Source organism: Halobellus sp. GM3 (assembly GCF_052545375.1).
In genome coordinates, this window is record NZ_JBQWLT010000013.1 from 36,216 (window position 1) to 48,212 (window position 11,997).

The following is an 11,997-nucleotide window of genomic DNA, read 5'->3' on the forward strand; positions in this document are numbered from 1 at the left end:
TCACTCGTCTTCTTCGTGTTCTTCGTCCTCGTGTTCCTCTTCGTATTCTTCCTCGTCGTCTTCATCCTCGTCGTCTTCTTCATACTCCTCGTGTTCTTCGTCCTCGTATCCGGACTGTGTCTGGACTGCTGGGGTGAACTCCTGATTCGGCGTCGGCGCATCCGCAGTAACCTGTTGTGAGGATTCTGACGCGGGTGTATCTGGTGAGTTAGGTTGGTCGCCAGCCTGCGCGAGGCTGCCACCGGGCAGCGCGAGGGCCCCGGCGACACCAGCTGTGAGGAGCGCACCGACGAGCGTGAAGGCGACGAGTTTGTTTTTCGGGACGGGAACGCGCATGATTAGCTACCCCTCGGTTCAGAACCACTATCTTCGACGTGTCGGTCGTTGCGTTCAGCCATTGCAGATAGAGGGTTGAGACAGCCTTAGTAAGGCGTTCGCGTCCAACCATCGAATTTTCGTACAGCTATCGAATCGGTTCAGAGCGCGAGGTGGGTTCTGAGTATGTATGTGGCTTCATTATTGAGCAACTGGCACTACTGGCGATCCCCTGTTTGCTCTGCGTACGGGATGATTCGGCGGTTGTACGAGGATTCGATAGATGGACGCGAACGAACTTTTCGGCGTTGTATCTACGTGTCTCTATGCAGACTCGTTTACGGCGAGTAAGTCTGTTCGTTGTACTCCTGCTAGTCGTTAGTGGAGTCGGCACCGTTCAAGCGGGGGCCTCGCCAGTAGGTGGTGATCATACAGTTATGAAAAAACTCGACGCAACAGAACAGTCACTCTCCCCTGTTTCGGACATGGGTGAATTGGACGGAGAGGAAGGTGAAGATGCAGAGGATTCGGACGAAGATGAGACAGGCGCGAGTCTGATTGGAGATTGGTGGGGCCTTGGTGGCGAAGTGAATGAGGCTCCGTACATTGGTGTGGTTGAAGCTGGCATTGTCTTTCTCGTCCTCGGTGTCCTCGGGTACAGTATTGTAAAGCGAAAGCGATTACTGCCAGTGCAATACCGTCGGTATCAGTTACAAACACACCAGTGGGTCGTTCTCATCGGGACGGCACTAACGCTGCCACACTTCATTACTGTGGAAGAGTGGGAAGGCCTCGGTCTCGCAGTTGCTGTCTGACTCGGCCTAGAGGTGGCGAGTGGCCTGTACGGTCGATATCTACATCGGCACGTCGTCCGGCTTGGACGAGGAGATGAGGCTCCGTCAGTCGTTGGCCGTGTGCTGACCGTCACCAAAGAGACTCTCTTTTCACGATGGCGACGAGTACACGTCTTGCTGACTGTTGTCACTGCTATCGTCCTCGTCCTCCACATTATCACTGCAATCGGTGGTTGACCTTCCCGTGGTGTCGACTCAGCCTGATAGTAGAGGAATGACGGCAAAGTTGGAATTGGCCCGTTTCGGACAGTGCCGCACATCCTTCGATGGAGATGAGTCCGTACACGAGTCAGGGGTATGGAGTTCTAGTGGTCCCGAGTGATACTTCCCGCCGTGATGTCTTTCGACGAATCGCTCAACGCCCACACGTCGATTGGCCGGCCTACGACTCGACGCCACTGTACGACCAAAGTTCACTGACAGCGCTCACAGAGGATATCCGGACCGTCTCGGGAATCTGGTTCGAACACAGCGCTCACAACTCGGTCGAGGGGTTCGTGTGTCAGTATCCACTGTCCTACGTGGAGTTCAGTCCCCATGATCAGTACTCCGGCCCGACTCGATACGAGATGCCACAGCTCTTCAGAGCGTTCCTACTGAAAGAAATGTACGGCTGGGGCCACGAAACCGCGCTCGTCCAGTATCTTCGTCAGCACTCTGAAACCCGTCGCTTGCTCGGGTTCGGTTCCGTTCCCGACCAGTCGACACTCTGGCGCAGTTGGAACAAGCGCTTCAGCGCCGATCTCCGTGAGACAATCGAGAGAACGGCTCGGACGATTCTCATCAACGCACAGAATGCCGGTGTTGCGATTCCTCGTGACCCGGAACGGAAGCTCCAGTACCATAACGACGAGCCTAGTGCGACCGATCTGGACGACCAGACTGTTTTGGAAGAAGCAGCGAAGATCAGCGATCACGTTAGCCGTGTCGTCTTTCCGGCGTTCTCGCTGGACCGTGGCGAGGGCTGTGAGATCCACGAGAACGCCTACTGGGGCCTGCAGACGCATCTCGGACTTCGCGAGCGGCTGGCTGCGAACGAAGGGGCTCGCAGTTTCCTCTACGAGTCGACTCGGGATCGGACACCGCTGGGGCACGCCCATCGGGAGCAGATTCGGGACCTCTCGATTGAACAGGTTCGAGCGATGTACCGGCAGGCCATCACTCGGCTCCTGAACGAAGTTGCCGAGACAGAGCAGTTCTTCCGAGCGGGGATCGTTGCAATCGACATTACCGAAGCTGATCCCTTCACCGGCGATAGAACGGGCCACGAAGACGAAATAATCGGGACGAAAGAGAAGACCGACGAGTACGCCTATCAGTGGGCCACCGTCCAGTTAGTAGGGAATGCAGTGCCGATCGTGCTGGACGCGCGCCCCGTCCGAAAGGGAGAGACACGACTAGAAATCGTCGAGGACTTGCTCGATTCGGCTGAGGACCTCGTTCACGTCGATAACGTACTGATGGATCGGGAGTTCGATAGTCAGCACGTCCTGGAGATGATTAGCCACCGCGGGCTTTCCTACGTCGTTCCCAAGCGAATGCAGACCAGCGAGAAGGCTCAGGCGAAGCGATTGCTCCAGCGTGACCAGGACCGGTACGAGACTGACCGCAAACTCCATCTCGGGAAGAATGAGTGGCACAAGACGACGCTGATCTATCGTCGAAAAGAAGACGCCGAGCACGACGACCATCGACAGTACTCGGTGTTCATGACGAATTGCGGGAGTGGTCACCTCACGGAGTATGGCTACAGGTGGGAAATCGAGAGCGGCTACAGATCGATAAAGCGATTCATGGCCGCCACTACGTCGAAGGATTTCGGGCTTCGCTTCTTCTACTTCGCGTTTGCGTGTCTGTTGTACTCGATCTGGCGGGCCGTCGACCTCCTCGTGCAAGTCGAGTTGACGGGTGAGTACGAGCATTCCCCGATTGTGACTGCGGACAATACGCTCACACTGTTGAAGAAGGAAACTGGAGTCGGGTAATCGCCGATATTGAGCCAGTGAGAACAGGGGTAACGAGCGGCAGCGCTGTTCTGATCTCTTCAAATACGCAGTTCTAGTTGGGATACTAACTGGAAGTGGTGTCCCGACCCGAGTGTGAACCGTGTCAAGTTCGGTGGTTCGGCTGATATCGTGCATACCAGCGGTGCTATAGCCGCCGTAGTCTCAACTTCCCAGGCCTGAGATTTTGTATAGCGGTATACGATATATAATTTTCCATAGTGCGGTTTTTCGGTGCTAAGGGGCTCCAGATACTCGATTTCTCTCGATGGGGCGAATACAGCGAGTGGTTCTGATTATGCCCGTAATCACGACCACTTTGAAGTGCCCCGCCGCCGTCGGTGAAGCACGAATGCTGCAATCGGCTCAGAAAGACGCTTCCCCCGGTAGACCCGCCAAGAACGGGGTTCGAGATTTCTCTGGGTCGCCTCAGCCAAGTCCGTGGAGATGGCGAGGGCCGTTTTCGTGGTAGACCAGATGCCTGTGACCTATTTTATGACACAGCACGAACGGGTTTGTATGACTGGAGGTGAGTCGATTTCCGAGGGCCCGATGGAACGCCAACCCATGGGGGAAGACCGGGTGCGGATGGTCGCCCGACAGGTTTCAGAGCCGCGGACAGCAAACTGGATCGCCTCCGAAGCAGACTGGTCACACGGGCCGACCAAACGCGTCCTCGAACATCTCGTCGACGACGGCATCCTCCACCGTGACGACACCGGGGGCCACACGACATACTTCCCCGATTATCGCCGTCAAGCGCTCACGGAGGCCATACGCCTTCGGGACAGCGACTACACCGTCGAAGACCTCACCGAACGGCTCACCGAGATGAACGCTCAGATCCGAGGATGGAAGGTCGAGTTCGATGTCGAGTCACCGAACCAACTTCGCGAGACGATCGCTGACCAGGTACTCGACGTCACCGAAGAGGATCGTCGCCGAGAGATCGTGCGTGAGTGGGAACAGCTTCAACGGCGAATCGAAATTGTGGGTTTTGCCATCCGAGAGTGGGACTTTCTAGCCCCAGCGACTGAACGTGGTGAGGCCCGGAGGTGACGGACCTCGTTCTCCGCACGTCCGTTGCTGGCAGATGAATATTTAGGCTGATTACGACTCACGTATAATGTTTTTATAGTAGTGGTCCGTGGTACGGCACATGAACCGCGAGACGGATAGTACGAATTCGTCTGGGGCAGCTATTTCTCTTTCAATACCCCCTTCAGATCCGACTTTATTCAAACACAAGGCGACGAGCGACGTCCTTCTCTTTTTAACAAACCACCGATTCAGTGACTTCTCACTGCGAGAACTCGCGACACAGATCGGTCACTCACACCAGTCCGTCCGACGAGCAGTAAACGTTCTCAGCGCGAACGACTTGGTCGTCGAATCGGCCGAAAGCAACCAGCGACTCGTCCAGATCAACAGACAGCGTCTGTCGATTCCGGACGATCCGATCCTTCGGATCCCCCAACCAGAGTATCATCAACCCGTCAAAGCTGCGGTTACGGAGCTTCGTGAGAACATCACCGACGTCGTGGGCATCATCCTCTATGGGAGTGTGGCTCGGGGCGAGGCTGACCGACGGAGCGATATCGATCTCTGGGTGCTAACCCGGTCTGGGCGGGCCGAAAGTCAACGAGAAGCGAACACCATTGCCCGTAACCTCGAAGACACGGAGTTCGATGGTGACCGATACGCCTACGATATTGATGTCGAGGCCGTCCAGGCGATCCCGGCGTACACCGAAGACATCCGAGAGATCGTCGTTTCAGGGATTCCGGTCTACAAGACGAATGACTTCGAAACCGTCGAGAACCTCCTCTTGGAGGAAGGTGCCTCTGATGAGTAACGGCTCGGACCCGACCGCTGTGCTCACAGCACTCGACCGTGCACAGGATGCCTTCGAGATGGTCGGACGCGGTCGAACAGCGTTCGAGGACGGGATTAGTGCCGACGAAGACTGGAAGACACAGTTGACGAAAGCGTGTCGCCTCCTTGAGGTTGTTGACACTCTCCAGTCACAGGATGGGTACTACACGGCCGTCATCGAGGTCTGTTTCGGCGCGATCGAACGGTCGATCGAGGCGTACGCGCTCGCGATGACGAACGATACGCTTCAGGACTTTCAGGATCACCAGTTCAGCTACGAGCGTGCCCACCAGATCGGGCTGTTTGAGCGGGAGACTGCAGAGGCGATGAAGGACCTCTACAGCGAGAACCGGACAGAGAGTTATTACGGCGGGGGGCGTCCAACCGAAGAGCAGGCGGAAGCAATGACTGACCTCGCCGGCGCTGTCCATCAGTTTGCAGTGAGCCAGATCCGGGAAGGCGGCGTCTGTCTGTGTGACTGACTACGTTCAACAGTTCAGGAGAGCACTATGGACCAGAATGCACCGACGAAAAGGACGCCATTGACCTCACTCTCCGAGTCGTTCGAGCGCTACCTCCAGGACAAGGGGAAAGGCCGTGGAGGCGACGGCGGGAATTATCGACGCAACGCCGCCCGCGAACTCGAACGGTTTGCTGAGTGGGCCGCCGGCGACCGCGGGGGCGACGACTGGACCGGGATCGTCCCCGACGACGTCGACCGCGACCCCACCTTCGAGGACCTCGACGAACGCGTGTTCCGGGAATATGCCCGACATCTTGCCGGCGATCGAGGACTCAAACAGAACACGGTACAAACCTACTATCGCTATATCTCTGCGTGGTGTGGATGGTGTGTCAACGAAGGATATCTCGAAGCGCACTACGCGCAGCGGGCGAGTGCGATGGCGCCGTTACCGGAGGACGACGGCCGCAAGCCCGGCGACCAGCAGGCCTGGACATCGGAACAGCGCCACGCGATCACTCGTCACGTCGACGAACAGGCACGCGCGACCATCGAGGCGTACACGACACTCCCGGAGGATACTGACCCCGTTGACAAGCAGCGAGCGCGCTACGCGGCACTGAAGGCGGCTCGTGACCGCGCACTGGTGTTTGTCCTCGCGTACACCGCCGTCCGCGTCGGCGAACTCCTACGGGACCCGAACGACCCGCGCCGGCGCGGTGTTCGCTGGGAGGACCTCTCCCTTGACGATGGTAGTATGGACGTCTACCGGAAGAAACAGCAGTGGGACGCCGCGAGTCTCCCCGACCCGGTGATCGCACCGCTCCGGAGCTACCGCAAGCTGATGGACCCACCGACGAAACGATGGCCGGTGTTTCCGACGTTCGACCAACGGACGCTCGCAGGGCTCGTCCAGAAAGAGTTGACCGACCGAGGGGAACGCCCAGAAGCAATTACTGAACGACGTGAACAATACGCCCGCGACCTCCTGCTGGCGCTCGATGAGGACATTCGGCCGCCGTCGATCACGACGGACGGCGCACGGTCGATTCTCCAACGGCTCTCGGAGACCGCAGAGATCGATATCGACCATCCGAAACACGATTATCTTGCTCCGCACGGGGGTCGACGTGGAATGGGGGAGGTGCTTGTCCGCGCGTTTGGGTACACGGTAGCGGCCCGGTATCTCGATAACTCCGAAGAGATGGTCCGGGAACGGTACTCACACATCGAGGCGGGGGAACTCGGGGATGTGGCTACCGAAGCATTAGAACAGATCGATTGACACAAGCGGTTATACGGAAGAAGACTCAAGGTTCGGTTGATCAATGAGCCTTGACCAAGCGGTTGACGAAGCGCTTGCGACGTACAATATGTCGCGAAGTCAGGAGGCAGAGGAAGCGGGCCAAATGGCCGCCACACTCCAAGATTGACAGAGCAACTGTGTCAGAGTCCAAATTTTCTTGTGTACGTCTCTGTCCGAAATCATATATTCTTCAGTCTGATCCCTGGATGACCGTACTGTAGTCACACCTAGGACATTCCCACCTAGCCTTCATACTCTCATAGACGGCAACTGACACCTGATGTGGCTTGATGCGTTCATCACAGCGGGGACACTCAGATAGTGACAAGAGAACCGCTCCCGCAGTTGCTGCTGCCCGTACGTCTTCGACATCAGTGTGCTCTCGAAGAGCTTGGAGTTCTGATAGACTTTCGTAGGCACCAATCCGACCCAACGCCCAGCACGCGTTTTGTTGTGTCGGCGGATGATCGGCTGAAAGGGCTTCCCGAAGCGCGTCTGTTGCTGGTTCGACGGCGTCTGGATCGACGGTTGCGACTCTGGCGAGAATCGATGTCGCATTATATTTGACGAGCTCGTCCTCATCCAAGAGGAACTCGCGTGCCCGTGGCACGTATCGACGGAGTCTCTCGGGATACGTTCCAGCTAAGTCTGCGAGGATTGCGAGTCCATTTGCTCGAATCCGCGATTCTTCAGCATCAAGCCATTCTCCAAATGTCTCGATGGCGGGCACCGCAACATCAGGTCGGGCCTTTGCGAGGTGCCCGACAATCGCTGATGACCGTATCGGAAGTGTCCTCTCGTCAATGAACGTCAGCAGGGTTGAAGCGAGTGGTTCGACGTGTTCTGGTTCTGCCTTCGCCAGCGAGAGGACTGCATCGAGCGCAGTCCGTTGGTCCGATGTCCGACCATCCGTCAGAATGGTCTCAATAGCTGGGAGGGCATCAATAAGAACACGTGGCTGGTGTTCACTCACGCTCTTGAGTGATTCTAACGCAGCCGTTCGTCGACGCGGATCGTCTGTTCTAAGCGTCTCAAGGAGCGATGCTGCGAGGTCGTCAACTAATTCTGGTTTGGTTGCGACGACTACTGTTGTCGTCGACGTCACTTTTTGAATAAGGTCGGGATGATCGCTTTCGATGGTGCAAACCGCTTCCCAGAGACGGTCTGGAACTGTCGACTGGACGTTCGAAAGCACCTCCAAAGCGACGTATTTAGTTCGATCCGGGTCACTCTGTATTCCCGTTTCGATACCCGCTAAAACCGCTTCGTGAGGGATCTCTTCAATGAGGTCCGTGTTCTGAGCGAGTAGTGAGAGCGCCGCCGCAGGACGCCCACTAGTCAAGGTACTCCTGATCGCCTCGTGGTCTCCTGTTTCGAATAGATCGATTCCACTTGCGGAACGGACCGCGTCGTCAACTGTAGAGAATGCGTTCGGTGGGGGGTCCGTGTAGGCATACACCCACTGTTGGTTAGTTCCCGCACAGAATCCAAGTGACGTTGCAGCGAGAGAGTCTTTCGAGCCGAGATAAGTATGGCTGAGCGATCCGAATCCGGATTCGTATACGCAACCAACAAGGTCTGAAACTACATCATCGCTGATGGCGAACTGATATTGGCCCTCGTAGGCACAGTTCTCGCGGGCGTGGACTGCAACGTGACCCGTCTCGTAGATGATTACAAAAGAAAGCGGCTGTCCGTCTGAGGGGCCGCTGTAGCGTCGAATCGAGAGTGGACTAGACTCAAGTTCGTTCTGCGGTGGCAGAGTGAGTTGTGATGCATCAGCTGCGATCGTTTTGAGGGTCTCGTACTCACTTCTCGGGGGACGAATTGACGCCATTTGGTATGGCGTCTTCATTTTCATCATCAGCGAATATTCGTCGCGTGGGTGGGCTGCCGGGCGATCGATGATTTGTCTGTCGAGTCGAGATTGATGCTCGATACGGTGATACTCTTGGTCGATATCGTGTGGTGCCCCACGAAACGTCGTTACCCATTGCTCCCAGTCATCTGAACTCCCCGGGACGGCAGCCCCATTATGGAGTCTCCCTTCGATGACGAACTCGTCTTGGTCGGTGTCGAAGTGACCGATGGAGACGACCATTGTTCACTCCTCGCCACCGAGGATGTAAAGCGCTCTATCGACGTCTCGTAGTGAGAGCCCAGTTTGCTGGCTGAGTTCGTGACAACGAAGACAATATGATTCATACTGTTCGTCTACAGCAACTGTGTCACCATTCCAGTAGCCGAGAGTTTCGAGTGCCTCCGTTGCTCGAGGGTCCATCACCGTGTATCGGTGTGGATGGGCGAACATCAGAATCGCACCTGCGATCGAATCTGCAACGCCCTGTAACTCGTTGAGCTCCTGAATTGCATCACGCGCATTCTCTGCTTGAAATGCGCGCTTGGAGACTGTCGCAATTTGAGCAGGCTTGTTCTCGCGGATGTTACCGATGACGACGGGGAATTTCCACAGGACGATATTCTCGAGGAGTTCTTTGTCTTCGATGTGACCGTGTTGCTTGATGTGATTCGGTACGTAGCTGAGGAGTTCTTCTTCAGCAGCCCAAAAGTTCTCGACATCCAGATTCTGGGTTAACGTCGGAGGCGACTGTGCTCTTGTTCGACGCTCGTATTCGCTACGTGCTTCTCTTAGCGTGGCTGTGAGTTCGTCATCGGATTGGCTTGGTCGATCTGCCGACATTGTGATTCAGAGTATGATGGTATTTGCTATAAGTATTGTTGTTAACTTAGTATCGTTAGTATCGCTCACAGCGTACTTGTCTGAGACAGATTGTACTGTAGTTCTGGAAGAAATCCAAATTCAAATTCTGGCCATATCCAACAATACTAACTTATAGACGTTAGTTACTTCAGAGAGGGCTGTCTATCCATCGCTAATGGACGTCGCCGACCGCGTACAGATCGCGCCACTTGGGTACGAATACAACCGTATTCTCGAACCGATCTACGAATATAACGCCGATACAGTCGTGTTACTCCGTCACAAAGCGAACCAGGACTACGAGGCATCATTCCAACGCGATCTCGTACAGACTCTCCGAGAGAATGATCGTATCGAGCTCAACGAACGAGAATGCGACCTCTTCGACATCAACAGCGCGGTCACCGCATTTGTCGACGCGATCGAAGCTCACCAGAAGGATGATGTCTTAGTGAACCTCTCGACAGGGAGTAAGCTAACTGCGATCGGTGGGATGATGGCGTGTCAATCCACCTCTGCGACGCCGTTTTACGTCGCGCCCAGCTTCGAAGACAAGGACGGGAGTCGCAAGGCGCCCTCCGACCCCCTTGTCGATTCTGTTGGGGAAATGTTTGATCTGCCAGTCTTTCGGCTCAGTAGTCCATCGCCAGACCAGCTGACTATTCTTGGGTATCTCCGAGAGCAAAACGGTGCAACGAAAAAAGAACTCATTCAACACGCCCGAGACGAGGAACTCAATTTCATCACAGACACCTCTTCGAAAACCGAAGAAGGACTCTACAGACTACTCGAAACACACATCATCAAACCGCTCCGCGAACAGAGCTACATCCACATCGAGAAAGACGGTCGGAAAAAGCGTGTCTACCTCGATGATCACGGCCGAGACGCGCTCCGAATATTCCCTAGCCCAACGTTCGAATGACCTAAACTCGAAAATTTCGAGTAACTCACGCGTTGAATGGGGTATAGGGTGTCATCGAAGGCTTGTCACGATGTTTATTTCACGATCTCATCTAGACGAATCAGCCGTAAGACTCTGGCTGCGAACCGAACGCACCGAACGTTCAATAATAGTTGCGCTAATGTCAGCGTATGAATGAGTACGTCCGCCCCAACCGAGACAGTGCGGTGTTGCTCACCATCGACACGCAAAATGACTTCACGTTAGCCGGTGCCCCCGCTGAAATCGAGGGGACTGGTGAGGCAGTGCCACGAATGACCCGGCTCGTCGAACTGTTTCGTTCCCGGCAGGCACCAATCGTCCACGTCGTCCGGTTGTACGAAGAAGACGGCTCGAACGTTGATCGGTGCAGACGAGCGGAGATTGAAGCCGGAGCGGATATCGTTCGCCCCGGGACCGATGGTGCCGAGTTGGTCGCTGAATTGAAACCCTCGACAGACGTGCGCCTCGACGCAGACCGGCTGTTGAACGGCGATTTTCAGGAGATCAGCCCCCACGAACACGTGATGTACAAGCCTCGCTGGAGCGCATTCTATCGAACGGATCTAACCAATTTTCTCGATACTCGCTCACTGGATACCATCGTCGTGTGTGGCTGTAACTTCCCGAACTGCCCGCGAACGACGATTTACGAGGCGAGCGAACGTGATTACCGAATCGTCTTCGTTCCCGACGCGACATCCGGAGTTTACGAACGAGGGGTACGAGAGCTGGAGGATATTGGGGTCGCCGTCAAAGAGACTGAGGACACCATCGAGTGGGTGACGGAGTAGTCTTCGGTAACCCAGTCCGAACAATGTGTACCCTGTACTGAGCGACTCCTGGGTGGGTGCGAAGAGTTCTATGACGCCCTCTGGGTAGTCTGTTGGATAAGACATATTGGTGGTTGTAGTTTCTACACGGTCGAATATAGCTAATCACAAAGTATAGAAGATGGCAGATAGATTGTTTGAAGCGTATAATTCTGGCCATTATGACGGAAGATAATAATTCATCCCCTCAAGGCGGAGCACGTAATCAGACCGACGATAGAGCTCAACGCTCTGAGGGAGGAGGTGACAAGCAAAACCGGCCTGAAGACGATAGGGAAGGCAGTCTGCGAGATCTCGTTGAAAAAGAGAAAAGAAAGGATAACTCCGACAACCGATCAGAACAAACTTCGTCTCAAAAATCTGGATCAAACGGCAAACATGAAAGCCAAAAGCGCCTGCCTGAACACGAACGTCGTGGCTTCACAAAGGATACCTCGAAATCACCACCAAAGGGACAAAGTCGAGATCTACAACAGAGACAGGACAGAAGCCGATCTCAGCGCCAACAGCCTCTAGAACGCGAAACTGTTTCTCCAAACGACATCGACAACGATCTTGAAGTAGAGGAGTTCATCGAGGCGATCGAGACCTCCCAAGAGTACATCAAAATCAACCCGGTCCGGGACAAGATCAACTCTGAGACAGTCACCCGTGAACTGTATGGCCTCCACCAGTACGGCACC

Annotated in this window: 13 protein-coding genes; 9 read left to right on the forward strand and 4 right to left on the reverse strand. The window is 55.3% G+C overall.

Annotation, left to right across the window (positions count from 1 at the left end):
* Positions 1–336, reverse strand: coding sequence for a hypothetical protein (locus tag ACT3HL_RS15915; protein ID WP_445087741.1), 336 nt, complete (start codon positions 334–336; stop codon positions 1–3).
* Positions 337–752: 416 nt separating this feature from the next.
* Between ACT3HL_RS15915 and ACT3HL_RS15920 the strand changes: the two genes are divergently transcribed.
* The 6 genes from ACT3HL_RS15920 (at position 753) to ACT3HL_RS15945 (ending at position 6,795) form a co-directional block, all read left to right on the forward strand.
* Positions 753–1,130, forward strand: coding sequence for a hypothetical protein (locus ACT3HL_RS15920; protein WP_445087742.1), 378 nt, complete (start codon positions 753–755; stop codon positions 1,128–1,130).
* A 311-nt stretch (positions 1,131–1,441) separates the two neighbouring features.
* The gene (locus ACT3HL_RS15925; protein ID WP_445087784.1) at positions 1,442–3,154 is read left to right on the forward strand and encodes a transposase; all 1,713 of its coding nucleotides are present in this window, start codon (positions 1,442–1,444) and stop codon (positions 3,152–3,154) included.
* Between the two features lie 495 nt (positions 3,155–3,649).
* Entirely contained in the window at positions 3,650–4,231 is a 582-nt protein-coding gene (locus ACT3HL_RS15930) for a DUF7342 family protein (protein WP_445087743.1), read from the forward strand.
* Positions 4,232–4,331: 100 nt separating this feature from the next.
* Positions 4,332–5,027, forward strand: coding sequence for a nucleotidyltransferase domain-containing protein (locus ACT3HL_RS15935; protein ID WP_445087744.1), 696 nt, complete (start codon positions 4,332–4,334; stop codon positions 5,025–5,027).
* Positions 5,020–5,529, forward strand: coding sequence for a DNA-binding protein (locus ACT3HL_RS15940; RefSeq protein ID WP_174955904.1), 510 nt, complete (start codon positions 5,020–5,022; stop codon positions 5,527–5,529). The genes ACT3HL_RS15935 and ACT3HL_RS15940 overlap by 8 nt, the downstream gene beginning before the upstream one ends.
* Before the next feature lie 27 nt (positions 5,530–5,556).
* The gene (locus ACT3HL_RS15945) at positions 5,557–6,795 is read left to right on the forward strand and encodes a phage integrase SAM-like domain-containing protein (RefSeq protein ID WP_445087745.1); all 1,239 of its coding nucleotides are present in this window, start codon (positions 5,557–5,559) and stop codon (positions 6,793–6,795) included.
* A gap of 211 nt (positions 6,796–7,006) precedes the next feature.
* Here the strand turns inward: ACT3HL_RS15945 and ACT3HL_RS15950 are convergent, their stop codons facing one another.
* Positions 7,007–8,917: a HEAT repeat domain-containing protein gene (locus ACT3HL_RS15950; protein WP_445087746.1), complete on the reverse strand. Its 1,911-nt coding sequence runs from the start codon at positions 8,915–8,917 to the stop codon at positions 7,007–7,009.
* Positions 8,918–8,920: 3 nt separating this feature from the next.
* Positions 8,921–9,517: a hypothetical protein gene (locus ACT3HL_RS15955; RefSeq protein WP_445087747.1), complete on the reverse strand. Its 597-nt coding sequence runs from the start codon at positions 9,515–9,517 to the stop codon at positions 8,921–8,923.
* A gap of 196 nt (positions 9,518–9,713) precedes the next feature.
* On the opposite strand from ACT3HL_RS15955, the gene ACT3HL_RS15960 reads away from it, so the two are divergent.
* The 3 genes from ACT3HL_RS15960 to ACT3HL_RS15970 all read left to right on the forward strand — a co-directional run bounded on the left by ACT3HL_RS15960 (position 9,714) and on the right by ACT3HL_RS15970 (position 11,830).
* Positions 9,714–10,463, forward strand: a complete 750-nt coding sequence (locus ACT3HL_RS15960; RefSeq protein WP_445087748.1) for an HFX_2341 family transcriptional regulator domain-containing protein — start codon at positions 9,714–9,716, stop codon at positions 10,461–10,463.
* A 170-nt stretch (positions 10,464–10,633) separates the two neighbouring features.
* Positions 10,634–11,275 carry an isochorismatase family protein gene (locus tag ACT3HL_RS15965; RefSeq protein ID WP_445087749.1) on the forward strand — a complete coding sequence of 214 codons (642 nt, stop codon included), beginning with the start codon at positions 10,634–10,636 and terminating at the stop codon, positions 11,273–11,275.
* A 282-nt stretch (positions 11,276–11,557) separates the two neighbouring features.
* Entirely contained in the window at positions 11,558–11,830 is a 273-nt protein-coding gene (locus ACT3HL_RS15970) for a hypothetical protein (RefSeq protein WP_445087750.1), read from the forward strand.
* On the opposite strand, the gene ACT3HL_RS15975 is transcribed toward ACT3HL_RS15970, so the two are convergent.
* Positions 11,827–11,985 (reverse strand): hypothetical protein, encoded by a 159-nt coding sequence (locus tag ACT3HL_RS15975; protein ID WP_445087751.1) that lies wholly within the window; start codon positions 11,983–11,985, stop codon positions 11,827–11,829. The genes ACT3HL_RS15970 and ACT3HL_RS15975 overlap by 4 nt on opposite strands.
* Positions 11,986–11,997: the final 12 nt, after the last annotated feature.